Origin of the sequence: Actinacidiphila rubida, assembly GCF_900110255.1 — a bacterium.
Classification (GTDB): domain Bacteria; phylum Actinomycetota; class Actinomycetes; order Streptomycetales; family Streptomycetaceae; genus Actinacidiphila; species Actinacidiphila rubida.
Genome location: NZ_FODD01000001.1, coordinates 44,418 through 67,299, shown reverse-complemented (window position 1 = coordinate 67,299; position 22,882 = coordinate 44,418). Strand labels below are relative to the sequence as shown.

The 22,882-nt window shown below is 74.6% G+C and carries 21 protein-coding genes and 1 pseudogene; 13 read left to right on the top strand and 9 right to left on the bottom strand.

The annotated features are described in order from the left end of the window. Positions 1–248 precede the first annotated feature (248 nt). Together BMW99_RS00290 and dacB are read right to left on the bottom strand one after the other, a co-directional pair. Positions 249–1,415 (bottom strand): zinc-dependent metalloprotease, encoded by a 1,167-nt coding sequence (locus BMW99_RS00290; protein ID WP_069464399.1) that lies wholly within the window; start codon positions 1,413–1,415, stop codon positions 249–251. A gap of 798 nt (positions 1,416–2,213) precedes the next feature. After that, positions 2,214–3,584, bottom strand: coding sequence for a D-alanyl-D-alanine carboxypeptidase/D-alanyl-D-alanine endopeptidase (dacB, locus tag BMW99_RS00285; RefSeq protein WP_069462438.1), 1,371 nt, complete (start codon positions 3,582–3,584; stop codon positions 2,214–2,216). Positions 3,585–3,671: 87 nt separating this feature from the next. On the opposite strand from dacB, the gene BMW99_RS00280 reads away from it, so the two are divergent. Next, the gene (locus tag BMW99_RS00280; protein WP_069462437.1) at positions 3,672–4,166 is read left to right on the top strand and encodes an inorganic diphosphatase; all 495 of its coding nucleotides are present in this window, start codon (positions 3,672–3,674) and stop codon (positions 4,164–4,166) included. Between the two features lie 63 nt (positions 4,167–4,229). On the opposite strand, the gene BMW99_RS00275 is transcribed toward BMW99_RS00280, so the two are convergent. Next, positions 4,230–5,114 carry a LysR family transcriptional regulator gene (locus tag BMW99_RS00275; protein ID WP_069462436.1) on the bottom strand — a complete coding sequence of 295 codons (885 nt, stop codon included), beginning with the start codon at positions 5,112–5,114 and terminating at the stop codon, positions 4,230–4,232. A gap of 106 nt (positions 5,115–5,220) precedes the next feature. Here BMW99_RS00275 and BMW99_RS00270 point away from each other — a divergent pair, with 106 nt between their 5' ends. Together BMW99_RS00270 and BMW99_RS00265 are read left to right on the top strand one after the other, a co-directional pair. Continuing rightward, entirely contained in the window at positions 5,221–6,288 is a 1,068-nt protein-coding gene (locus BMW99_RS00270; protein ID WP_245791112.1) for an alcohol dehydrogenase catalytic domain-containing protein, read from the top strand. A 13-nt stretch (positions 6,289–6,301) separates the two neighbouring features. Beyond that, positions 6,302–7,192 (top strand): SDR family NAD(P)-dependent oxidoreductase, encoded by an 891-nt coding sequence (locus BMW99_RS00265; RefSeq protein WP_069462434.1) that lies wholly within the window; start codon positions 6,302–6,304, stop codon positions 7,190–7,192. A 42-nt stretch (positions 7,193–7,234) separates the two neighbouring features. Here BMW99_RS00265 and BMW99_RS00260 read toward each other — a convergent pair whose 3' ends face one another. Then, positions 7,235–8,824: a threonine/serine exporter family protein gene (locus tag BMW99_RS00260; protein WP_245791111.1), complete on the bottom strand. Its 1,590-nt coding sequence runs from the start codon at positions 8,822–8,824 to the stop codon at positions 7,235–7,237. A 7-nt stretch (positions 8,825–8,831) separates the two neighbouring features. Then, on the bottom strand, positions 8,832–9,581 hold the full coding sequence (locus tag BMW99_RS00255) for a DedA family protein (protein WP_069462433.1): 750 nt from the start codon (positions 9,579–9,581) through the stop codon (positions 8,832–8,834). A 152-nt stretch (positions 9,582–9,733) separates the two neighbouring features. Between BMW99_RS00255 and BMW99_RS00250 the strand changes: the two genes are divergently transcribed. The 6 genes from BMW99_RS00250 to BMW99_RS00225 all read left to right on the top strand — a co-directional run bounded on the left by BMW99_RS00250 (position 9,734) and on the right by BMW99_RS00225 (position 15,195). Next, positions 9,734–11,134, top strand: a complete 1,401-nt coding sequence (locus tag BMW99_RS00250) for an ABC transporter ATP-binding protein (protein ID WP_069462432.1) — start codon at positions 9,734–9,736, stop codon at positions 11,132–11,134. A gap of 41 nt (positions 11,135–11,175) precedes the next feature. After that, positions 11,176–11,550 (top strand): YbjQ family protein, encoded by a 375-nt coding sequence (locus BMW99_RS00245; RefSeq protein WP_069462431.1) that lies wholly within the window; start codon positions 11,176–11,178, stop codon positions 11,548–11,550. Positions 11,551–11,721: 171 nt separating this feature from the next. After that, positions 11,722–13,122 carry a glutamate decarboxylase gene (locus tag BMW99_RS00240; RefSeq protein ID WP_069462430.1) on the top strand — a complete coding sequence of 467 codons (1,401 nt, stop codon included), beginning with the start codon at positions 11,722–11,724 and terminating at the stop codon, positions 13,120–13,122. A gap of 56 nt (positions 13,123–13,178) precedes the next feature. Next, positions 13,179–13,394, top strand: a complete 216-nt coding sequence (locus BMW99_RS00235; protein ID WP_075016020.1) for a dodecin — start codon at positions 13,179–13,181, stop codon at positions 13,392–13,394. 200 nt (positions 13,395–13,594) lie between these two features. Beyond that, complete coding sequence (locus BMW99_RS00230; protein ID WP_075016019.1) at positions 13,595–14,131, top strand: DUF7144 family membrane protein; 537 nt, start codon at positions 13,595–13,597, stop codon at positions 14,129–14,131. 23 nt (positions 14,132–14,154) lie between these two features. Continuing rightward, positions 14,155–15,195: a rod shape-determining protein gene (locus BMW99_RS00225; protein WP_075016093.1), complete on the top strand. Its 1,041-nt coding sequence runs from the start codon at positions 14,155–14,157 to the stop codon at positions 15,193–15,195. Positions 15,196–15,254: 59 nt separating this feature from the next. Here BMW99_RS00225 and BMW99_RS00220 read toward each other — a convergent pair whose 3' ends face one another. From BMW99_RS00220 to BMW99_RS00205, 4 genes and pseudogenes are all read right to left on the bottom strand, one after another. Further along, positions 15,255–16,499: an NAD(P)/FAD-dependent oxidoreductase gene (locus tag BMW99_RS00220; protein ID WP_075016018.1), complete on the bottom strand. Its 1,245-nt coding sequence runs from the start codon at positions 16,497–16,499 to the stop codon at positions 15,255–15,257. Positions 16,500–17,036: 537 nt separating this feature from the next. After that, positions 17,037–18,080 (bottom strand): DUF2786 domain-containing protein, encoded by a 1,044-nt coding sequence (locus BMW99_RS00215; RefSeq protein WP_075016017.1) that lies wholly within the window; start codon positions 18,078–18,080, stop codon positions 17,037–17,039. Beyond that, entirely contained in the window at positions 18,077–19,000 is a 924-nt protein-coding gene (locus BMW99_RS00210; protein ID WP_075016016.1) for a M56 family metallopeptidase, read from the bottom strand. Before BMW99_RS00210 ends, BMW99_RS00215 begins: the two co-directional genes overlap by 4 nt. A 176-nt stretch (positions 19,001–19,176) precedes the next feature. Further along, positions 19,177–19,551 (bottom strand): annotated as a pseudogene (locus BMW99_RS00205) (BlaI/MecI/CopY family transcriptional regulator); the annotation flags it as partial. Positions 19,552–19,668: 117 nt separating this feature from the next. On the opposite strand from BMW99_RS00205, the gene BMW99_RS00200 reads away from it, so the two are divergent. The 4 genes from BMW99_RS00200 to BMW99_RS00185 all read left to right on the top strand — a co-directional run bounded on the left by BMW99_RS00200 (position 19,669) and on the right by BMW99_RS00185 (position 22,844). Beyond that, positions 19,669–20,436 carry a DedA family protein gene (locus tag BMW99_RS00200; protein ID WP_079138733.1) on the top strand — a complete coding sequence of 256 codons (768 nt, stop codon included), beginning with the start codon at positions 19,669–19,671 and terminating at the stop codon, positions 20,434–20,436. Continuing rightward, the gene (locus tag BMW99_RS00195) at positions 20,433–21,086 is read left to right on the top strand and encodes a phosphatase PAP2 family protein (RefSeq protein ID WP_069465518.1); all 654 of its coding nucleotides are present in this window, start codon (positions 20,433–20,435) and stop codon (positions 21,084–21,086) included. The genes BMW99_RS00200 and BMW99_RS00195 overlap by 4 nt, the downstream gene beginning before the upstream one ends. Before the next feature lie 75 nt (positions 21,087–21,161). Continuing rightward, on the top strand, positions 21,162–21,569 hold the full coding sequence (locus BMW99_RS00190; RefSeq protein ID WP_069465519.1) for a rodlin: 408 nt from the start codon (positions 21,162–21,164) through the stop codon (positions 21,567–21,569). A gap of 174 nt (positions 21,570–21,743) precedes the next feature. Continuing rightward, positions 21,744–22,844: a winged helix-turn-helix domain-containing protein gene (locus BMW99_RS00185; protein WP_245791110.1), complete on the top strand. Its 1,101-nt coding sequence runs from the start codon at positions 21,744–21,746 to the stop codon at positions 22,842–22,844. The last annotated feature ends 38 nt before the right edge of the window (positions 22,845–22,882 follow it).

Here is a 22,882-nt window from a genome sequence, read left to right as displayed (position 1 = left end):
TGAGGGGCTGCTGTGAGCAAGGGGAATGACGCAGGGTGTTCAGATGGTGACAGAAGACGGGGCATTACCCGAGCATCGCACGCGCCACCCCTCCGCTACGGTCCCTCGGACGGGTGAACCGGGGGCCCGGAACGGCCGCACGGGTCCTCCGGACGGGGACCCGGCAACGGCGGGCCGGTAGGAACGGGCCTCCCCTGGGCGGGGACGCACCGGGCCCGGCCCGGTCCCCCGGGCGCGGGCCCGCGCGGTCAGGACTCGGCGCGCCCGGCGTGCACGCGGGCGATCCAGTCCGCCGGCTTGGCGATCTCCGCCTTGGTCGGCAGCGTGTTGGGCGAGGTCCACACCCGGTTGAAGCCGTCGATGCCGGTCCGCTCGACCACGGCCCGCACGAAGCGCTCGCCGTCGCGGTACTGGCGCAGCTTGGCGTCGAGGCCGAGCAGCCGGCGCAGGGCCTGGTCCAGGCGGCCGGCACCGCTGGCCCGGCGCTGCGTGAACTTCTCCCGGATCTCCCCCACCGAGGGCACCACCTCGGGCCCCACGCCGTCCATCACGAAGTCGGCGTGCCCTTCGAGCAGCGACATCACGGCCGTGATCCGGCCGAGGATCTCCCGCTGGGTGGGCGTCTGCACCAGGTCGACGAGGCTGCGGCCGTCGTCGGACGGCTCGTCGTCCGCGGACGGCGTGCCGGAGAACGACTGGACGGCCTCGCGGACGCGCTCGATCACGGTGGACGCGTCGAGGTCGGTCTCGCCCAGGAACCCCTGGATCTCGCCCTCGATGTGGTCGCGCAGCCACGGCACGGCCGAGAACTGGGTGCGGTGCGTCTCCTCGTGGAGGCACACCCACAGGCGGAAGTCGTGCGGGTCCACGTCCAGCTCGCGCTCGACGTGGACGATGTTCGGCGCGACGAGCAGCAGGCGGCCGGCCCGGGAGGAGCCCGGCGCGGGCTTCACCGGCCCGGCGGGCAGCTCGCGGGTCGCCGGGGCGAAGGTCTCGTACTGGCCGAGGACCCGGGACGACAGGAAGCTCAGCAGCATCCCGACCTCGACGCCGGTCACCTTGCCGCCGACCGTGCCGAGGACGGCGCCGCCGGCCCCGCCGGGCCTGCGGGCCTGCATCTTGCCGAGCAGCGGCTTCAGGACCTCGCGGAAGCCGGCGACGTTGGCTTTCACCCAGCCGGGGCGGTCGACGATGAGCACGGGGGTGCCGTGCGGCGCGCCCTCCTCCTCGCCGTCGCCGTACATCCGGGTGAACGCGCGGACGTGCGCTTCGGAGTCCTGGGCGTGCTGGCGGAGCTCGGCGACGATGCGGCGGGCTTCGTCGCGGCTGACGTCCGGGCCCGGACGAGTGAGGCGCGTGGCTGTCGCCACGGCGAGGTTCCAGTCGACCATCTCGGGTGCACCGATGCTCGTCATGCCTTCACGGTACGTTGCCGCTCCCGCTTTGGGGGTTCCCACCGCTCATTCCTGGCATCCCCTCCCCGAGGAGGGGCCCCCTCCCCGAGCGCGGCCTACCCCGGCGAACCGTTCGCCGGGACCTGCCCCGTCGGGCGGCCGGGGCGAGGCGCAGCCCGCGCGGGCCCGCGCGTCGTCACCGCCCCGAAGGGGCTGATCGGTCCGATCCGGACCACCGGCCGGTGGCCGGTTGCCGGTTGCTCGCGCTGGGGGCACCTTCCGGCCGAAGGTTGGGGGACCCCGCGCCCCTGGAGGGTTGCCCTCGCCCACATCGGCGCCGCACCCCGCCACCGCCCCGAAGGGGCAGATCGGTCCGCTCCGGACCACCGGCCGGTGGCCGGTTGCCGGTTGCTCGCGCTGGGGGCACCTTCCGGCCGAAGGTTGGGGGACCCCGCGCCCCTGGAGGGTTGCCCTCGCCCACATCGGCGCCGCACCCCGCCACCGCCCCGAAGGGGCAGAACGGTCCGATCCGGACCACCGGCCCGCGGCCGGTTGCTCGCGCTGGGGGCACCTCCCGGCCGAAGGCTGGGGGACCCCGCGCCCCTGGAGGGTTGCCCTTCGCCCGCGCAAGGCGAACCCCGGAAGAAGCCTGCGCCCCATCAGGGGCGCGGGGTCCCCCAGACTCCGTCCGGGGGCGCCCTCAACGCGAACAGCCGCAGCCGCGCCGCACTCCGCCCACCGCCCCGAAGGGGCAGATCGGCCTGATCCGGACCACCGGCCCGCGGCCGGTTGCTCGCGCCCGCACAGGGCCCGGCGGGGTCAGGTGAGGGTGGTGGCCAGGTGGTCGAGGGTGGATTCGGCGGGGAGGGGGGCGGCGGCGCCCTGCGTCATGAAGGAGAACGCGAGGACGCGGCCGTCCGGGAGGACGGTGGTGCCGGCGATCGTGTTGGTGCCGGTCAGCGTGCCGGTCTTGGCGCGGATGAGTCCCGCCCCGGCGGAGCCGTGGAAGCGCGACGCGAGCGTGCCGGTGAACGCCGCGACGGGCAGGCCGGTGAGGACCGGCCGCAGCTCGGGGTGGCCGGGCGCCCCGGCCAGGGCGAGCAGCCGCGCCAGCGTCACCGGCGACAGCGCGTCCTCGTGGTCCAGCCCGGACCCGTCCGAGAACACCGCGCCGCCGAGCGGCACGCCGTACCGCGCGAGCGCCCCGCGGATCGCCGCCGCGCCGCCCGCGAAGTCCGCGCGCCGGCCCGTCGCCCGGGCCACCTGCCGGGCCAGCGCCTCGGCGATGTCGTTGTCGGAGTTGGTGAGCATCCGCTCGACCAGGTCGGACAGCGGCACGGACCGGTGCACGGCCAGCTGCGTGCCGCCGGCGCCCGAGCCGGCCGCGGGCAGGCCCTTCACCGCGACACCGCGGGACCGCAGCAGCTGCGCGAAGGTCGCCGCGGCCGCGCCGGCCGGGTCGGTGGCGCGGTCCGCGGGCCCGGCGGAACTCCCGTCCAGGCGTCCCTCGCGGGCCATCAGCGCGGTCACCGGCGCGAGGTTCTCGTTGTAGCCGATGGGGTGCAGCGCCGGCCCGGCGAAGAACGAGGTGTCGTAGGCGAGCCGCACCGACGCCACGCCACGGGCCTTGAGCGCGGCGGCGGTGTCGTCGGCGAGCCCGCTGAGCTCCAGCGTGGGGTCGCCGCCGCCGACCAGCACGATCGTGCCGGGCGCGGTGGTCACGACGGTGGTGGAGAGCCGGTGCGCGGGCCCGAGCGTGCCGAGCGCGGCCACCGCGGTGGCGATCTTGGTCAGCGACGCGGGGGTGCTCGCGGTCGTCGCGCGGTGGCCGTACAGCAGGCGCCCGGTGGTGACGTCGATCACGGCCCCGGTGCGGACCGGCCCCAGGTCCGGGCTCGCCATGATCGCGTCCAGCCGGCCGGCGAGCGTGCCGTCGGCACCCGCGGCCTGCGGCTGCGCCGCACCGGCCGCCCGCAGCACCGGCGCGGCGGCCGGCGGCGGGGCCGGGTGGCGGGTGGCCACCGGGCGCGCGGCGGCGTCCAGTTGACGGTCCCTGGCGGCGGCGAAGTCCCGCTCCGCCGTACGCTGGCCTGACTCCCACGGGCCGGCCGCGGCCACCGCCCCGACGGCCACTGCCAGACCTATCGCGGCCGACCCCGCCACGATCTGCCACGTTCTGCCGAGCGGCACCGCCGACCAGCCCCTTTCGCGACCACCCCTATGCGTGGGAGACACTTAACCACCCGCACTGTGCGCTGATCATGGAGGAGTAGGGCCTTGGAGTTCGACGTCACGATCGAGATCCCGAAGGGTTCGCGGAACAAGTACGAGGTGGACCACGAGACCGGTCGTATCCGCTTGGACCGCCGCCTCTTCACCTCGACCAGCTACCCGGCGGACTACGGCTTCGTCGAGAACACCCTGGGCGAGGACGGTGACCCGCTGGACGCGCTCGTGCTGCTGGACGAGCCGACGTTCCCGGGCTGCCTGATCACCTGCCGCGCGATCGGCATGTTCCGGATGACCGACGAGGCCGGCGGCGACGACAAGGTGCTCTGCGTGCCGGCGTCGGACCCGCGCGTCGAGCACCTGCGCGACATCCACCACGTCAGCGAGTTCGACCGGCTGGAGATCCAGCACTTCTTCGAGGTCTACAAGGACCTGGAGCCCGGCAAGTCCGTCGAGGGCGCGGACTGGGTCGGCCGCGCCGAGGCCGAGGCCGAGATCGAGGAGTCCTTCCGCCGTCTGAAGGAGAGCGGCCACGGCCACTGAGCCGGCGGACCGCGTGCGGCGGGCGGTGCGGGCCTTCACGGTCCCGCACCGCCCGCCGCCGTCTCAGGGCTGGGTGAAGGCCCGCACGGTGTCGACGAAGGCCCGGGTGAGTTCGGTGGGGCGCGCCACCGGCCAGGCCAGCACCACGGTTCCGGCCGGCACGCCGGACACCGGCACGTAGGCGATGTGCGGCCGGGCGAAGGCCGCGCTCACGGTCTCGGGCAGGAACGCGACGCCGCTGCCGGCCCGCACGTACGCGAGGATCTCCTCCATGTCCCGCACCTCGGGCCCGGCGGCGGGCCGGGTGCCGTCCGGACGCGGGTCGACCGTCCAGAACGCGTTCCACGCGGGCCCGGCGTCGGCGTACCGCAGCACCGGCTCGTCGGCGAACGCGGTGATCGGCACGGAGGGCCGTCCGGCCAGCGGGTGTTCCGCGGGCACCGCCGCGACCAGCCGTTCCTGACCGAGCGTCAGCATCCGCAGGCCCTCCGCCGACCGCACGGGCAGCCGGATCACCCCGACGTCGACCCGGCCGTCGCGCGGCGCCTCGCCGTGGTTCCACCAGCGCAGGCGCTCCAGGCGGACGGCGGCTTCCGGGTGCGCGCCGCCGAACGCCTCCAGCAGCGGGTCGAGGCGCACCCCGAGCATGAACCCGACGGTCAGCCGGTCCTGGCCGCCGGCGCGGCGCGCCCGCTCCCTGGCCCGGTGGGCGGCGGCCAGCAGCTGGTGGCCGTCGTGCAGCAGCTGCTCGCCGGCCGGGGTCAGCGCCACCTCGCGGCTGGTGCGCACGAACAGGTCGGTGCCGAGGTCGTGCTCCAGCTGCCGCACCTGGCGGGAGAGCGCCGGCTGGCTGATCCTGAGATCGAGGGCTGCGCGGCCGAAGTGCAGCCGCTCGGCGACCGCGACGAAGTAGCGGACTTTCCGCAGGTCCAGCAACGGTTCTTGCATGGCTCCCAGCTCCGGTCGGTGCGAGGTCCAGGGTCGATGCCGTGCGGGTATCGATGGCGGCAGGACCGGCCTTGGACAGCCGTCCGGCCCGCGAGAATACTCGGCCGTGCAGCAGTTCCCATTCCAGGACATATCCCCGCCCACCACCATCGGGAGGTGCGCGATGCGTGCCGGACTTGCCACCGCGGCCGGAGAGCCGCTCAGCCTGACCGAACTGGACGTACCCGAACCCGGACCCGGCGAAGTGCTCGTCAAGATGATCGCGTGCGGCGTGTGCTTCACCGACCTCGGCCTGCTCCAGGGCCACTACCCCTTCGCCCGCTTCCCCGTCGTGCCCGGCCACGAGGTCACCGGCACGGTCGTGGCGACCGGGCCCGGCGTGACCTGGCCGACCGAGGGCACGGTCGTCGGCGCGCAGTTCCTCAACGACTCGTGCGGCCACTGCGAGTACTGCCGGCGCGGCGACCAGATCCTGTGCCGCGAGAAGAAGATCACCGGGATCGTCGTGGACGGCGGCTACGCCGAGTACGCGGTGTTCAAGGCCGGCTTCGTCACCGAGCTGCCGGCCGGGCTCGACCCGGTGGCCGGCGCCCCGCTGATGTGCGCGGGCATCACCGCGTTCAACGGCCTGCGGCAGGCCGGGGCGGTCCCCGGCTCGAAGGTCGCGGTGATCGGCACCGGCGGTGTCGGCGCCCTCGCGATCCGCTACGCCGCGGCGATCGGCGCCCGGGTCGCGGCGATCGGCCGCTCCCGCCACGGCGAGGACCGGGCCAAGCAGCTCGGCGCCGAGATCTTCGTGGCCACCGAGGAGGGCGACCCCGGCGAAGCGCTCCAGAGGTGGGCGCAGGGCGCCGACGTCATCCTGAGCGCCGCGCCGTCCACCGCCGCCGCGCAGGCCACCTTCGGCGGCCTCGCGCCCGACGGCACGCTCGTGCTCTGCGGCTACGGCCCGGAGCCGCTGACGCTCCCCACCTCGCCCATGGTGCTGAACCGGCTGCACGCCATGGCCAACCCCTCGGGGTCGCCGCACGACCTGCGCGACACCCTGGAGTTCTCGGTCGCGCAGGGCATCCTGCCGGAGTTCCGGCCCATCACCCTCGACGAGGCGCCGGCCACCCTGGACGCGATGGCCCAGGGGCACGGCGGCGTCCGCTCCGTGATCACCTTCACCTGACCGGAGGCACCTCATGTCCACCGTTCTCGTCACCGGCGCCTCCAGCGGCTTCGGCGCGCTGGCCGCCCGGGCGCTGGCCCAGGCCGGCCACATCGTCTACGCGAGCATGCGCGACACCGGCGGGCGCAACGCCCCCAAGGTCGCGGAGGCCGCCGACTGGGCGGCCGAGCACGGCCGCGACCTGCGCACCGTGGAGCTCGACGTGCAGTCCGGGGAGTCGGCCCGCGCGGCCGTCGCCTCGATCCTCGCCGAGCAGCCCGCCCTGGACGTCGTCGTCCACAACGCCGGGCACATGGTGACCGGGCCCGCGGAGGCGTTCTCGACCGAGCAGTACGTGCAGCTCTACGACATCAACGTGCTGGGCGCGCAGCGGGTGAACCAGGCCGTGCTGCCGCACATGCGGGCCCGCCGGGACGGGCTGCTGCTGTGGGTGGGCAGCACCAGCACCCGCGGTGGCACGCCCCCGTACCTGGGGCCGTACTTCGCCGCCAAGGCCGCCATGGACGCGCTGGCCGCCAGCTACTCCCTGGAGGTCGCGCGGTTCGGCATCGAGACCACGATCGTGGTGCCCGGCTCGTTCACCAGCGGCACCAACCACTACGCGCACGCCGGCCACCCGGCCGACGAGGCGGTCGTCAAGGAGTACGACGAGCTGTACAGCGGCCTGATGGAGCAGATCGGGCAGCGGATGCAGCGGCTGGAGCCGGAGGGCGCGGACGTCGCCGAGGTGGCCCGGGCGATCGTCGCCGTCGTGGACACCGGCAAGGGCCACCGGCCGTTCCGGGTGCACGTCGACCCCACCGACGACGGCGCGGCGGTGGTGAACGCCGTCGCGGACCGGATGCGGGTGGAGTTCCTGCGCCGGCTGGAGCTGGAGGACCTGCTGCACCCCGCGCAGGGCTGACGCCCCGGCTCCCCGGCCGCCGGGCGCCCGGCGCGCCCGCGGTCAGAAGCCGCGGGTGCGCTTGGCGGCCCGGCGCGGCCCGGGCGGCCCCGGCGTCTTCAGCACCAGCCGGGCGATCTCGCCCCCGAGGTTGACGCCGATGGCGATGGCCATGGCCAGCGCCGCGGCCTTGGTGAGCTGGGTGAGTCCCTGGTTCAGGTGGTGCTGGGTCAGGGCCAGCAGGCCGAAGTACGTCGCGGAGCCGGGCAGCAGCGGGCCGATCGCCGCGGTGACGTAGGGCAGCACCGAGACGTACCGGTAGCGGGCCATCAGCTGGCCGAACAGGCCGACGAGCCCGGCCGCCGCGGCGGTGGAGGCGACCTGGTTGCCGCCGGCCTGCTGGTGCAGCACGCCGAAGACCGTCCACGCGATGCCGCCGTTGACGGTCGCCAGCAGCAGCACGCCGCGCTCGCACTGGAGCAGCACCGCGAACGCCAGCGTCAGCACCATGGCCGCCACGAGCTGCACCCACGGGTGGTCGTAGGCGCGCAGCGCCTGGTCGGGGTTGAGGTCGGCGCCCAGGCCCACCCCGGCGTACAGGATCAGCGTGACGCCGATGACGATGCCGACGACCAGGTAGACCACTTCGAGCAGGCGCGCGGACGCGGTGATGTAGAAGCCGGTGAGGCCGTCCTGCACGGCCGCGACGAGGGCGCGGCCGGGCAAGAGCGCGAACAGGCCACCGGTGATCACCGCGGAGGACTGCACGCCGGTGGCGCCCGGGATCCAGTGCGCGTACCGGTCGACGACCACGCCCATCGCGGCCGCGGGCATCGCCGCCACCGCGAACTGGTAGAACTCCGGCAGCCCGCGGGCGGCCAGCAGCCACGCGAGGCGGTCGCCGAGCATCGCGGCCAGCGCGGCGGCCACGAAGATGATCAGGCTGCCGCCGACCAGGAGGCTCGCCGCGCCGGCCAGCAGCCCGGCGGCGCCGGTGAGCACCCAGCTGCCGTACGGGTGCCGGTTGCGGCGGATGTCGGCGAGGCGGCGGTAGGCGTCCTCCAGGCTCACCTCGTGCGCGGTGATCCCGTCGACCAGGTGGAAGACCGCGGCGAGCCGGGTGTAGTCGGTGCCGCGCCGCCGCACGGTGCGGCTCATGGTGAGCGGCGGCTCGGTCAGCGCCGGCTGGTACGAGATGCCGAGCAGGGTGAACGTGGCGGTCGGCTCGACCCGCGGCAGCCCGTACGCGAACGCGACGCCGAACATCGCCGCCTCGACGTCCTCGGCGCCCTCGCCGCCGGCCAGCAGCAGCTCGCCGATGCGGAGCGTCAGGTCGAGGACGCGCGGCACCGGCACGGTGCTGCCGGGATGCCGCTCGGCGGGCGCCGGGCGCTCGGTGGACGGCATCCGCAGCATGGTGCGCATCCGGTCCTGCCACAGCGCGCCTTCGGGCGGCGCCGCGATCACCGGGAAGCCCTCGGGCGGGGTGAAGGCGGACCCCTGGGACGCCGGGACGCCGGTCGAGGGGATGCCCGTCGAGGGGGTGCCGGGCGAGGGGGTGCCGGGCGCCGCCCCGCCGGGGCCGGACGCCGGCGGGCCGCCGTCCGCGGGGCCGTCCGGAGTGCCGTCCGGGGTGCCGTGCTCGTCTGTCACTACGGGTTCAGCGCTTCTGCGCCCGGTGCCGTCCGCCGCCGCGCGGCGAGGACAGCGCCTCGCTCTCGGCCGGCGCCTGCCCGCCGGAGTGCGCGGTGCCCGCCGCCCGGGCGGCGCTCCCGCCCTCGGCGCTCTTGCCCTTGCCCTTGCCGCGGGACCGCAGGTACTCGATGGCGATCGGCACGACGGAGATCAGCACGACGAGGACGAGCATCGCCTCGATGTTCTTGTGCACGAATTCGATCTGGCCGAGCCAGTAACCCAGCACGGTGACGCCCGCGCCCCACATCGTGCCGCCGATGAGGTTGTAGGTGAGAAAGGTGCGGTAGTTCATCCGGCTGACGCCCGCGACGATCGGGGTGAACGTCCGCACGATCGGCACGAAGCAGGCCATCACGATGGCTTTGGGGCCGTGGTGCTCGAAGAACGCGTGCGCCTTCTCGATGTTCTCCATCTTGAACAGCCGGGAATCCGGCCGCCGGAACAGCGAGGGCCCGACCTTGCGCCCGAAGAGGTAACCGACCTGCTCACCGGCCACCGCGGCGATCGCGATGAGCGCCGCGACCAGGGCCAGCGGCTGGTGCAGGGTGCCCGACGCGACCAGCAGACCGGTGGTGAACAGCAGCGAGTCGCCGGGCAGGAAGAAGCCGATCAGCAGCCCTGACTCGGCGAACACGATCAGCAGAACGCCCCACAGGCCGTAGGTGTTGATCAGGTGGTCGGGGTCGAGCCAGCTCGGGCCCAGCGCGAGGTTCATCACGATCCAAAACTATCAATCCAGTGTTGATACAAACGTTCCGCAACTGACCGGTAGTGCACTACCTTCTCCGCAGCGTCACCCGTGCGTCACGCAAGTCTTCCCCCCACGTGCCCCGTCACCAAGTCCGACCAACTCTGGCGGCTCCCGTTATGACTCGCGCCATCTCCCTGCACGAAGTTTCCAAGTACTACCCGAAGCAGCCGTCTCCGGCGGTCGACCGGTTCTCCCTGGACATCGCGCCGGGCGAGTTCCTCGTGCTGCTCGGGCCTTCGGGCTGCGGCAAGTCGACCGTGCTGCGCATGATCGCGGGCCTCGAGGACATCACCACCGGTGAACTGCTGCTGGACGGCGAGTACTCCAACGACCTCGCGCCCGGCGACCGCAGGATGGCGATGGTCTTCCAGAACTTCGCCCTGTACCCCAGCATGACCAGCCGCGAGAACATCGGCTTCCCGCTGCGCTTCGAGATGCCGGGCGAGGAGCCCGGCCCCCGCGTCGACGAGACCGCCCGCATCCTGGGCATCGAGGAGATCCTCGACCGCTACCCGGGCCAGCTGTCCGGTGGCGAGCGGCAGCGCGTGGCGATGGGACGGGCGATCTCCCGTCACCCCTCGGTCTTCCTGATGGACGAGCCGCTGTCCAACCTGGACGCCAAGCTCCGCTCCCACCTGCGCGCGGAGATCGCCCGCCTCACCCATGGCATGGGCGTCACCACCGTGTACGTCACGCACGACCAGGCCGAGGCGATGTCGCTGGGCGACCGCGTCGCGATCATGCGCAGCGGTGTCCTGCAGCAGGTCAGCCCGCCGCGGGCGGCGTACCACCTGCCGGAGAACGTCTTCGTCGCCGCGTTCGTCGGGACCCCGCGGATCAACCTGCTGCAGGCCACCGTGATCGCGCCGCTCGGCGGCGGCATGTGGATCGACTTCGGCCGCCAGCGGCTCGGGCTGCCGGAACCGCTGAGCCTGGACCACCAGATGCTGCGCATCCAGCAGGGCCGCCCGATCATCGTCGGGCTGCGCTCGGAGGCGGTGCGCATCGCCCAGCCCAGCCAGGCGCACGCCGGCGAGGTCGTGATCAGCGGCATCGTCGAGCACGTCGAGTACCAGGGCCACGAGTCGCTGGTGCACCTGAACACCGGATCGCGCCCGGCGATCGTGCCCGAGCTGGAGGCACCGCGGCCGGCGGCGAACGGCGGCCGGGCCGGCTCGCGCCGGGCGGCCGGCAGCCCCGGCGGGATCGGCCGGCTCGCCCACAAGGCGGCCCGGCGCATCCAGTCGACCGTGCTGGAACGCGACGCGCCCGCGTCCGGCGGCCTGCCGCCGCGTCCGGACCACGCGCCGGGCCGCGGCCCGGTGTCGGTGATGGACCGTCCGGCGTCGCCACCGGAGACGCAGACCGGCGACCTGGTGGTGCGCACCGGCCCGGACATCCGGCTCAGCCGCGGCGACCGGGTGCCGCTGCTGGTCGACCTGGCGCACCTGTACGTCTTCGACCGCGAGGGCCGGCGGATCTGCCCGGCGCCCGACGAGCAGCCGCGCCTGGACTAGCAGCGGGTGTGCGATGTCCGGGCCCCGGGCAGTCTGCTGCCATGAGCATCGACGAATACGGCGGCGGGCAGGCCCAGGGCTCGGACATCCTCGTGGTGACGACCAACGACGCCCCCGGTTTCCGGGTGGACCGGGTGATCGGCGAGGTGTTCGGCCTGACCGTGCGTTCGCGTCACCTGGGCAGCCAGATCGGCGCCGGCCTGAAGTCGATGGTCGGCGGCGAGCTGAAGGGCCTGACCAAGACGCTGGTGCAGACCCGCAACCAGGCCATGGAGCGCCTGGTCGAGCAGGCCAAGGCCCGCGGCGCGAACGCGGTCCTCATGATGCGGTTCGACGTCACCGAGGCGGCGGACGTCGGCACGGAGGTCTGCGCGTACGGCACCGCCGTGGTGCTGGTCCCCGCTGACGCCCCGTAGGCCGGGACCTCGACCGCCCCTTCACCTCGGGCACCGCACGCCTGCCCGCCCGAGCGGAGCGGGTTCCCGTCGTCCACCGCCCTGCGGGGTGGGCGGAATGCCCTTATCGTCACGGTTGGTACACCTGTCCACCGCGGCAACGGCCCACATCCGGCCGGGAGGTCTTCCGTCATGTCACTCCACAAGGGCTCCGGCGCCTCGCCCAACGTCGCCGTCAACCCGTTCGTCGGGGAGGCCGACCCGGTGGGCGGCATGGAGGCCGCGCCGCCCAAGCACCGGCTGGCCCAGGGGCCGATGGCGCCGCAGGCGGCGTACCAGCTGGTGCACGACGAGCTGATGCTCGACGGCAACGCCCGGCTGAACCTGGCCACGTTCGTCACCACCTGGATGGAGCCCCAGGCCACCCTGCTGATGACGGAGTCCGTCGACAAGAACATGATCGACAAGGACGAGTACCCGCGTACCGCCGAGCTGGAGCGGCGCTGCGTGGCGATCCTCTCCGACCTGTGGAACGCGCCGGACCCCGAGAAGACGATCGGCTGCTCCACCACCGGCTCGTCCGAGGCGTGCATGCTCGCCGGCATGGCGCTCAAGCGCCGCTGGGCCAAGCGCAACCCCGGCTATCCGGCGACCGCCAAGCCCAACCTGGTGATGGGCGCCAACGTGCAGGTGTGCTGGGAGAAGTTCTGCACGTTCTGGGAGGTCGAGCCGCGGCTGGCGCCGATGCGCGGCGACCGGCTGCACCTGGACGCCGAGGCCGCGCTGGAGCTCGTCGACGAGAACACCATCGGCGTCATCGCCATCCTCGGCTCGACCTTCGACGGCTCCTACGAGCCGGTCGCCGAGATCTGCGCCGCCCTCGACGACTACGAGGGGGCCACCGGCCACCACGTCCCGGTGCACGTCGACGGCGCCTCCGGCGGGATGATCGCGCCGTTCCTCGACCCGGACCTGGTCTGGGACTTCCGGCTGCCGCGCGTCGCCTCCATCAACACCTCGGGACACAAGTACGGGCTGGTGTACCCGGGCGTCGGCTGGGCGCTGTGGCGCGACCACGAGGAGCTGCCCGAGGAGCTGGTGTTCCGGGTGAACTACCTCGGCGGCGACATGCCCACCTTCGCGCTGAACTTCTCCCGGCCCGGCGCCCAGGTCGTCGCGCAGTACTACTCGTTCCTGCGGCTGGGCTTCGACGGCTACCGCGCGGTCCAGCAGAGCTGCCGGGACGTGGCGACGTCGCTGGCCCGGCAGTTCGACGCCCACGACCAGTTCCGGCTCATCACCCGCGGGGACCAGCTGCCGGTGTTCGCCCTCACCACCGCGCCCGACGTGAAGAACTTCGACGTCTTCGACATGTCGCGGCGGCTGCGCGAGCAGGGCTGGCTGGTGCCCGCCTACACCTATCCCAAGGACCGCGAGGACCTGGCCGTGCTGCGCCTCGTGTGCCGCAACGGCTTCTCCGAGGACCTCGCCAGCCTGCTGATGGGCGACGTCGAGCGGCTGCTGCCGGAACTGTGCGCCCAGCCCCGCCCGCTGGGCCGCCCCGAGAACGTGGCCACCGCCTTCCACCACTGACCGAGGATCCGCGCGGATCCGCGGATCGCGCCGGACCGACCCCGAGAGGACCCGTCATGGCCGAGCACACCTACCGCGTCACCGAGATCGTCGGCACCGCGCACGACGGCGTGGACGCCGCCGTGCGCAACGGCATCAGCCGGGCCGCGCAGACCCTGCGCGGGCTCGACTGGTTCGAGATCACCCAGGTGCGCGGGCACATCGTGGACGGCGAGGTGGAGCACTACCAGGTGGGGATGAAGGTCGGCTTCCGCCTGGAGGAGGCCGAGTAGCGGTCCGAACGGCGTTCCCGGGGCCGGTACTACGCCGGACGGGGGCGTTTCCCCGGACGGCGGCTCCCCGGACGGCGCAACAACGGTCGCAAAATCCGACCATCCGTCAAAACCTTTGAGGTCACCTTCGCCGACCACTCACGCACACGGACCACGGACCGGCCCTCGCACCGGACCACGAAGTCCCCGGGAGACCCCGCATGAGCCATCAGGACCCCCCCTCCCAACCTCCCCCGCCCGGGTCCAAACCCCCGGGTCCGACCGGTCCCAGGCCCTCCGGCCCGTCCAGCGGGCCGACCCCGCCCGGCGGCCGCCACCCCCGGCAGGACGACGCGCGGGCCGCGTGGGCGGCGGGCGGCACGGTCTTCGCCGGTCTGCTGCTGCTGATCGGCGGCGTGATGGCGATCCTCGAGGGCATCGTCGGCATCAACAAGGACGCGATCTACGTGGTGACCCGGGGCACGTACGCGTACAAGTTCAACGTCCAGTCCTGGGGCTGGATCCAGCTGGTGCTGGGCGTCGTCGCCGTCCTGGTCGGCTACGGCGTGCTGCGCGGCCTGGAGTGGGCGCGCTGGGCCGGCATCCTCATCGCCGGCCTGAACATGATCGCGAACTTCATGTTCCTTCCCTACCAGCCGATCTGGGCGATCGTCATGGTGGCCATCGACATCTTCGTCATCTGGGCGCTCGCCACCTACCACCAGGCCGACAGCCGCACCGGAGGTGTCCTTCTGTGAACCCGCACCTGGCGTCAGGGCCGCTGACGCCCACCCTGGAACACCTCAAGCGCTGCTCCATCGCGGTCGACATCGGCGCCGCCCGCACCCGTGTCTACCTGCGCAACAGCGGGCTCGTCGTGGACGAGCCGAGCGTGGCCGCGGTCGACGTGCGCAGCGGCGCGCTGATCGCCGTCGGCTCCCGCGCCGAGACGATGGCCGGCCGCACCCCGCAGCACATCCGCGTCGTGCGGCCGGTGTCCAGCGGCGTCGTCGTCGACATCGCGATGGCCCAGCGGATGCTGCGGCACGTCCTCGGCGACAAGCTGGGGCGCCGCTGGATGCGGATGTCCATGGTCCGCGGCATGCCGATGCCGGTCATGCGGGCCGCGGTGTGCATGCCGCACGGCAGCGAGCCGATCGCGCTGCGGGCCGCCGTCGAGACCATGTACGGGCTCGGCGCGCGCAAGGTGGAACTGGTCGACACGCTCATCGCCGCCGCCGTCGGCTGCGGGCTGCCCGTCGAGCAGCCGGAGGCCACCATGATCGTGGTGTGCGGCGCCGGCACCACCCACGTGGCCGTGCTCTCGCTCGGCGCGATCGTCTCCGCCCAGACCGTGCCGGTCGGCGGCGACGCGATCGACCGCGCGGTGGTCGAACACCTCCGCACCCAGCACGAGTTGATGCTGCCGAGCCAGTCGGTGCGGCCGCTCCACCAGATGCTCGGCGGCACGTCCACGACCGAGGTGCACGGGCGGGACGTCATCTCCGGCATGGCCCGGACCGTCACCGTCGAGACGGAGAGAGTCCGTTCGGCGATGCGGACGCCGCTGACCGCGGTGCTCGACGCGATCACGTCCGTGCTGCGGCAGAGCCCGCCCGACCTGGTGGCGGACCTGGCCGACCGCGGCATCATGCTGGCCGGCGGCAGCGCGCACATGCCGGGCCTGGACCTCATGCTCCGCCAGGCCACCCACATGCCGGTGCACATCGCGCCGCACCCCGACACCGTCGCCGTCCGCGGCCTCGGCGCCATGATCGAGGCGCGGGTCCGCCCCACCCCCAAGGACCCGCTGGCCCCCTGACGGCCCGCCGGCCCCCCGGCGGCGCGGTCCGCCGGGGGCCGCGGGTCGGGCACGGCCCGTCAGACGCGCAGGTCGGCGAGGACCTCGCGGGCGGCGCGGGCGCCCGAGGCCATCGCTCCCTGGACCGAGCCGGTGGCCCGGTAGTCGCCGCAGACGTAGCGGCCCAGGGAGTGCCGGCTGGTCCGGGTCAGCGGCCAGGGCGGGACCATCGCGGGCAGCGCCTCCGCGACGGGGTAGGCGGCCACCGGCTCCCAGCGGTCGGTGTCCGTCCCGTACAGCTCCGCGAGCACCGCGCGGAGCTCCGCCTCGGCGCCGGGCCGGTCGTCCGCCCCGAGCACCGACGTGGCCACCAGCGACCGGCCGCGCGGCGCGTACGCCGGACTGACCTCGCTGAGCACCACGGTGTTCAGCACCCGCCGGGCGGTGTCCACGAGCAGCGTGGGCTCGCCCAGCGGCGAGGCCGGGGCCGCGTGGTAGTACGTCGTCACCGAGCGGGTCGGCGGCACGTCGAGGCCGTGCAGCAGCGCCGTCGCCGCGGAGGGCCCGGCCGCGACGACGACCAGGGACGCGGGGACCTCGTCCCCGTAGGCGGTCAGGGCGCCGGCCTCGGTGAGCCGCTCGACGGGCGTGCCGAGGCGCACCGTGCCCTCGGGCAGGGCGGCGGCCATCTGCTCGGGCACCGCGGCGACGCCCTCCTCGGGCAGGCACAGCGTGCCGCGCAGCATCGAGCGCCACACCAGGTGGAAGAACCGGCTGGAGGTCTCCAGCTCCTCCTCCAGGAAGACCCCGGACAGGAACGGCCGGAACAGCGTCTCCACCAGCTCCTCGCCGATCGCCGCGTCGGCCAGCGCGGTCCGCGTCGTGCGGTCCGGGGCGCGCTTGAGGCCGCTGGGCGGCGTCAGCAGGTCCCGCCCGGTCATCAGGACGAGTCCGGCGAGGTCGCGCATCGACGCCAGCCGCCCCGGCAGCAGGTCGGCGGCCTGCCGCGGCGCCCGCGTCGGATCGGCGAAGCGCACCCGGCCGCGCGGGGTGGCCAGCAGCACGGCGGGGGTGAACGGCCGCAGCCGCAGCGCCCGCAGGTCCATGCGGCGCTTCATCTGCGGGTACGAGGTGTTGACCACCTGGAAGCCGCGGTCGAGCCGGAAGCCGTCCCGCACGTCGGTCCGCATCCGCCCGCCGACGCCGTCGGACGCCTCCAGCACCCGCACCCGGACCCCGGCCGCCACCAGGTCCTGCGCGCACGCCAGCCCGGCCACCCCCGCACCGACGACCAGGACGTCCACGCCCCCTTCCACCGCGCCCATCCCGCACCCTCCGTCCGACCACCGCCGCACCCTGCGACGCACGCGCTTCGGGTACCCGATTCCCCCCGATCCCTACGCCAAAGCCGCGCATTCGCCTTACCCGGCCCACCCCCGGCCCCCACACGCCGCCAAGCCCCGCTGCGGGGGGACGCCCCCCGGCCGCCGCCAAGCCCCGGAGCGGGGGCCACGGCCCACGGTCCGCCCACGGGCGGACCGCTGCCAGCGCTCCCCGGGAGCCGGGTACGCCGTCATCGGCGAGCGATGCGGACAGCGGACCGCCCGCAGGCCGGGAACGGGAGCCGTCCCGGCGACCAACGGCCGGGCGGACGGTCCGGCGGAACGCTGCCATCCCCCCGGAGCGGGAGCCGAACCCCGGGAACGGGACGCATCCCACCTCCGACTGAGCCGAGCGCCGCCACGCCCCGCAGGGGCAACGCCGTCATCGGCGAGCGGACACCGGCCGCAGGACGGGAACGGGACACGTCCCGGCGACGAACGGGCGGGCGGACGGCGAAGGGCTCCCCGCAGGGGGAGGCTTCAGAGGTCGGCGGTGCGGGCTGTGGTGCGGCCGGCTTGCCAGCCTTCGGAGTCGCGGCCCTTGAGACGCGTCGTGGAGGTCGTGGGGAAGAGGCGCTCGCGGGTGCGGCGGACGGCCAGGTCGCGGGCGGCCAGCGCGGGCAGCAGCGCCTCGTCGGGGCGGGCCGCGACCTCGGTGGCGGCCGCGGCGGCGAGCCGTTCCCGGATCTCCGCGGCGTACGCGATGAGGAAGCTCTCGCGGTAGTCGCGCGACCTGGACCTGCCCCGGTGGAGCGCCCGGTCCGCCTGGACCAGCAGCGAGGTGTACAGCAGCTCGACCGCGTCGAGGTCCGCGGCATGCCCCACGACCGTGGAGAACCCGAACTCGCTCGCCCACACCGCCTCGCAGCGGTTCGCCGCGGCCACCGCGTCCAGCAGCAGCGCCTTCGCGCCCTCGTACGGCCGGTCCACGCCGATCCGGCGGGCGCCGGGGCCGTACCCGCCGGTGCCGCCGGCGTCGCCGAGCAGCGCCTCGTCGATGCTGTGCGCGGCCATCAGCTGCTGGGCCTTGGCGGACAGCGCCTCGGCCTCCTCGGGGAACCCGGTGGACTCGGCCTTGGCCAGCAGCGCCCTGATGCGGCCGAGCATCTTGGACGCGGGCCGGTCACCGGCCGCGGCGACGGCCTGCGCGCGCGGCAGGTCGGGCAGCCGCGGCAGCCGGGCGCACAGGCACAGGACCTCGACGAACGCGGCGGCGGCCGAGAAGCGGTCGAGGCGCTCGGCTGCGGCGAAGGCGGCCGGGCCGCGGCCCTCGGGCAGCACCGCCTCGGCGAGCCGCTGGTGGCGGGGGGTGAGCTCGCGCCCGGTCATCCGCACCAGGTCGGGCACGGTCCAGCCGCGCGCCGCGCTCTCCCGCACGATGCGTGCCGCGGCGCGCGCGGCCGCCGCGTCCCCGTCCGCGCCCGAGGCGGCCAGCACGGAGGCGGCGGCGTCGACGTCGTGCTCGCGGCCGCCGCCGCCGACCGCCGCGGCGAGCGCGGTGTCGAACCCGGTCGGTCCGGTCACGACTCGCCCTGGGCGACCTCGATCGACCCGTGCAGGTCGTCCGCGGCTTCCAGGGCGCAGGCCGCGGACAGCGCGAGGCACGCGGCCAGCACGGCGGCGATGACGCGCGGCGCGCGGGCCCGCCACGGCGGGACGGGCGCGGCGGTGAGCAGCGCGGCGACCCGGCGCGGCACCGGGCCCGCGGTCGCGGACAGCGCGGCGGCGGCGCGGGGCCGCGGTCCGGTGGCCAGGGCGGCGCGGCCGATCGCGCGGGCGGCGAGCCTGCGGTCGCCGACGGCGGCCGCGGCGGCCTCGTCGGCCCAGCGCTCCAGCGCGTAGGACAGCGGCGCGCTCAGCATCCGCAGCCCGGGGTGGCAGGCGGCGGACAGCGCGATCGCGGTGAGGAACAGGTGGTGGCGGCCGGCCAGGTGGGCGCGCTCGTGGGCGAGCAGCGCCTCCCGCTCGTCCGAGTCGAGGACGCTGAGCATGCCGGTGGTGACGACGATCCGGCCGGGGCGGCCGGGCAGCGCGTACGCGTCGGGGCCGGGGTCCTGGAGGACGGTCAGGTCGCCCGCGGCGCTGCCGTCGCGGGTGGCGGTGCGGCGGGCCTGCGCGGTGAGCAGGGCGTGCCTGCGGGCGGTGCGCACCAGGGCGGCGCAGACCACGGTCAGCCCGGCGGCGGCCAGGCAGGCGGCGGGTCCGGTCACCTCGTCGCCGACGAGCGGCAGCCGCAGGTGGCCGAGCGCGGCGATCGGCGGCAGCTGCAGCGCGCCGGCGCCGGCCAGCAGCGCGAGGGCGGCGGTGCTGCAGCCGGCGAGGACGACGGCGGAACCGGCGAGCAGAAACGCGGCGGCCCGCGGCGGCAGCGCGTCGGCCAGCCGCCGTGCGGCGGGCCCGGCGATCAGGGGCAGCAGCAGGGGGATCCACACGGCGACGTTCATCCGCCGGCACCTCCGTCCGTCGGGTGCGTCCGGTCGTGCGTCCGGTCCGCGCGGTGCGTCCGCGCGCCCGGGAGTTCCGCCCCCTCAGACGGGTCCGGGGTGTCCGCCGGTTCCAGCAACTCCGCCGGTTCCACCGATATGGTGCCGCCGGCCGCGACGGACTCGCCCGCATGCGCGAGCAGGGAACGCAGCAGCGCCTCGTCGTCGGGGGCGAGCTCGGAGACGAACCGGGCCAGTACGGTGCCGCGGTCGTCGTCGGCGGACTTGTCGAGCTCGGTGCGCATCCGCCGGGCGGCCAGGCCCGGCGAGTCCTGGACGGGCAGGTAGGCGTAACCGCGTCCCGAACGGGTGCGGCTGACGCTGCCCTTCTCGAAGAGCCGGGCCAGGATCGTGGTGACCGTGGTGCGGGCCAGTGAGGAGCCCAGGGACGTGCCCAGCTCGCGCTGCACGTCGGCCGGGGTGAGGGCGCGCCCGCGGGCCGCCCACAGGGCGGCGAGCACGCTCGCCTCCAGTTCGCCCGCCGGACGGCGTCCCGCGGTGGCGTCCGACATCGCTCGATCGCCCCTTCCCGCTCGTTCGTCTACAGTTCGGTAGACCGACTACACGACTGTAGACGGTTAAGGCGCGGCAACGCGCCTCCGGACCCATTATGGGAGGGCCCCACCGTCATGCCCCTGCCCGAGCTGAACCAGGCCGTGAACGTGCTGGACGCCACGTCCCTGCTGTCGTCCTTCGGGGCCCTCGGCATCGCCGTCGTGATGTTCGCCGAGACCGGTCTGCTCGTCGGCTTCTTCCTGCCCGGTGACTCGCTGCTGTTCACCGCGGGACTGCTCTGCGTGTCCGGATCGTCCCACTCGGTGCACCTGTCGCTGTGGCAGGTGCTGATCGCCGCCGCGGCCGGCGCCCTGCTCGGCGCGCAGACAGGCTACGTGATCGGGCGGCGCGGCGGACCCGCGCTGCTGGCCAGAACCAGGAACAGGAAGCTGCACGAGGGCGCGGCCCGGGCGTCGGAGATGCTGGAGCGCTACGGCCACGCGAAGGCCGTGGTGCTGGCGCGCTTCATCCCGGTGGTCCGCACGGTGCTCAACCCGCTGGCGGGCGCGCTGGGCGTACCCGCCCGCACGTTCACGGTGTGGCAGGTCGCCGGCGGCCTGGTCTGGTCGATCGGCCTGGTCCTCGGCGGCTACGCGCTCGGCTCGTCGATCCCGCACGTCGACACCTACCTGCTGCCCATCATCGCGGTGATCGTCGTCCTCTCGCTGATCCCCCTCGTCCTGGAGGTCCGGCGCGGACGCCGCGGACGCACGGCGGCCGGCTCGCACGCGCCGTCGGCCGGCGGGTCGGCCGGTAAGTCGTCCGGCGAGGCTTCCGGTGAGACGTCCGGCCCGGCCGCGGCCGCGGGCGGCGCGCACCGCCGGCCCCCGGAGGGCAGGTGACCGCGCACTTCGACGCCGGCCTCTACCGATGGGTGACCCACCTGGCGCAGCAGACCCCGGTACCCCTTGACGACGCCGTCCGGTTCTTCAGCGACTACGGGCTGGGCCTGTTCGCCGTGCTCATGCTGCTGGCGTGGTGGCGGGCCCGGCCCGGCGACGCGGCCCGGATGGCGACCGCGCTCGCCGCACCCCTGGTCGTCCTGCTGGTGTTCCTGGTCAACGACGCGGTGAAGTCGCTGTTCGACGAGCAGCGGCCGTGCCAGACGATCCACGTCGCCACCGTCGAGCCGTGCCCGGGGCTCGGCGACTGGTCCTTCCCGAGCAACCACACCGCCATCGCCACCGCGTGCGCGGTGGCGCTGCTGGTCGCCAACCGCAGGCTCGGCCTGGTGGCGGTGCCCGTCGCGGTGCTGATGGCGGCCTCGCGGGTGTGGATCGGCGTGCACTACCCGCACGACGTGCTGGCCGCCCTGGTCGTGGGCGCCGCCGTGGCGTGGCCGGCGGCGCTGGCCGCCCGGCGGGCCGCCCCTGCGGTGGAGCGGATGCGCGGCACGCGCCTGCTGGGACCGGCGCTCGGCCGGGACCCGGCCGGGGCCCCGGCGGGCGGCACAGCGGGCGGCACAGCGGGCGGCGCGCCACCACTCAGGTGAAATGGGCCGCGGCCGGCACGGCGGATGCGACGGTCGGAATGTTGCTTTTCCGACATTCATACCGATAGGAGCGTCATGCGCATCCGTACCGTCCTGGCTGTCTGCGGGCTCGCCGCGGCGATGGTCACCGGCACCGCCGGAACCGCCCTCGCCGCCCCGACCGACGGCCGCGGCACGACCACGGTCAACGGCAACGGCTCCACCGAGTCGCTGGGCAACACCACGACCGGTGGCACCGAGAGCCCGCAGATCGGCCTGATCCAGGGCTCGCTGAACAAGCCGTGCGTCGCCCTGGCCGGCCACGCCGACGTCGGCTCGCTGATCGGCCTGATCCCGGTGACCGCCCAGGACGTCAACGTGCTGTCCTCGCCGGAGAACCAGCAGTGCGCGGAGAACTCCAGCCAGATCGAGGGCGACGAGCCGCTGTCGCACATCCTCAGCGACGACGCGCTGCTGTCCGGCAACGGCGTCGGCAACGGCTGACCGCACCTCGCGCACGGCCGGGCCGCCGCCGCTTCCGCGGCGCCGGACCGCCGGTCGGCGAAGGCGGCGTACCGACCGGTCCGCCGCCTTCACACCCCCGTTGGTGCGGTGCCTCCCGCCGGGACATCGGCGGACCCCCAGGATCGGGCCCGCCGCGCCCGTGCGGCCACTACATTGAGCCGCAGCGAAAACACCGGGGCAGCGGGCGTGCGGCGGGAGTTCGACGTGGCGTTGCGGATCCACTTCAGCGCGGACGACCTGGCCCGGGTCACCCTCGTGCGGGGCCCGGACATGCTGTGGGAGCTCGTGCTGAGCCTGGCGGTGCTGCAGAGCCCGCGGGTGCCCCCGTCCCTGCGTGCCTGGCGCAGCGACGCCCGCACCTCGCTGACCGCCCCCGGGCTCAGCCGCCCGACGCGCCTGCTGACCACGCTGGTCGGCCCGGTCGGCGACTTCCCCGACTTCCTCACCCCGCGCCACACCTCCGGCTTCCCGCCCGCCCTGGACGCGGTGCGGACGACGCCCCGCGACGTGCTGCTCTCCGACCTGTCCGGGGTCTTCCGCGACCGGCGGCCGCCGTCCTGGGTCAGGGAGCTGGCCGGCGGGCGGCCCCGGCGGCTGGCCGCGGTGGCCGACGCCATGCGGGCGTACGGCGACAGCGTGCTCGTCCCCCAGCAGCGCGTGATCGAGGACGCCGTGCACGGCGACCAGGCGGTGCGCGCCCACGACCTGCTGCACGGCGGGGTCGAGGCGCTGCTGCGCGGCCTGCCGCCGCCCCTGCGCTGGTCCGCGCCGGTGCTGGAGACCGACTACCCGGACGACCGCGACCTGCATCTGGAGGGGCGCGGGCTGACGCTCGTCCCGGCGTACTTCTGCTGGGGCATGCCGGTCACCCTCATCGACCCCGAACTGCCGCCGGTGCTGGTCTATCCGGTGGCCCGGCACGAGCCCCGGCCCGCGGCGGAACCCGGCCGGGCGGCCGAACTCCTGGGCCGCACAAGGGCGGAGGCGCTGCACGCGCTGCGCGCACCGCTGTCCACCACCGAACTCGCGCAGCACCTCGGGGTGTCGGTGCCGTCGGCCAGCCGGCACGCCGCGGTGCTGCGCGACTGCGGCCTGGTGGCCAGCACCCGCCACGGCGCCACGGTCGTGCACGCCGCCACCCCGCTCGGCCGGCGGCTGGCCGGAAGCCTGCCGCTCGCGAGACCGGGGGACCCCGGGTCCCGCGACCCCCGCGACACCCGCGACACCGACACCCACGCCCACGAGCCGCGCTGAACGGACTTCCCCAAGCCGCCAACGGCCGCTCTCCCCGG

What these genes read in the sequence shown, in the direction of transcription:
- BMW99_RS00200 (WP_079138733.1), top strand. Translation starts at nt 19,669, where the DNA reads ATGCCCCTGCCCGAGCTGAACCAGGCCGTGAACGTGCTGGACGCCACG.
- BMW99_RS00210 (WP_075016016.1), bottom strand. Translation starts at nt 19,000, where the DNA reads ATGAACGTCGCCGTGTGGATCCCCCTGCTGCTGCCCCTGATCGCCGGG.
- BMW99_RS00190 (WP_069465519.1), top strand. Translation starts at nt 21,162, where the DNA reads ATGCGCATCCGTACCGTCCTGGCTGTCTGCGGGCTCGCCGCGGCGATG.
- BMW99_RS00245 (WP_069462431.1), top strand. Translation starts at nt 11,176, where the DNA reads ATGAGCATCGACGAATACGGCGGCGGGCAGGCCCAGGGCTCGGACATC.
- BMW99_RS00250 (WP_069462432.1), top strand. Translation starts at nt 9,734, where the DNA reads ATGACTCGCGCCATCTCCCTGCACGAAGTTTCCAAGTACTACCCGAAG.
- BMW99_RS00220 (WP_075016018.1), bottom strand. Translation starts at nt 16,499, where the DNA reads ATGGGCGCGGTGGAAGGGGGCGTGGACGTCCTGGTCGTCGGTGCGGGG.
- BMW99_RS00240 (WP_069462430.1), top strand. Translation starts at nt 11,722, where the DNA reads ATGTCACTCCACAAGGGCTCCGGCGCCTCGCCCAACGTCGCCGTCAAC.
- BMW99_RS00230 (WP_075016019.1), top strand. Translation starts at nt 13,595, where the DNA reads ATGAGCCATCAGGACCCCCCCTCCCAACCTCCCCCGCCCGGGTCCAAA.
- BMW99_RS00265 (WP_069462434.1), top strand. Translation starts at nt 6,302, where the DNA reads ATGTCCACCGTTCTCGTCACCGGCGCCTCCAGCGGCTTCGGCGCGCTG.
- BMW99_RS00255 (WP_069462433.1), bottom strand. Translation starts at nt 9,581, where the DNA reads ATGAACCTCGCGCTGGGCCCGAGCTGGCTCGACCCCGACCACCTGATC.
- BMW99_RS00235 (WP_075016020.1), top strand. Translation starts at nt 13,179, where the DNA reads ATGGCCGAGCACACCTACCGCGTCACCGAGATCGTCGGCACCGCGCAC.
- BMW99_RS00275 (WP_069462436.1), bottom strand. Translation starts at nt 5,114, where the DNA reads ATGCAAGAACCGTTGCTGGACCTGCGGAAAGTCCGCTACTTCGTCGCG.
- BMW99_RS00290 (WP_069464399.1), bottom strand. Translation starts at nt 1,415, where the DNA reads ATGACGAGCATCGGTGCACCCGAGATGGTCGACTGGAACCTCGCCGTG.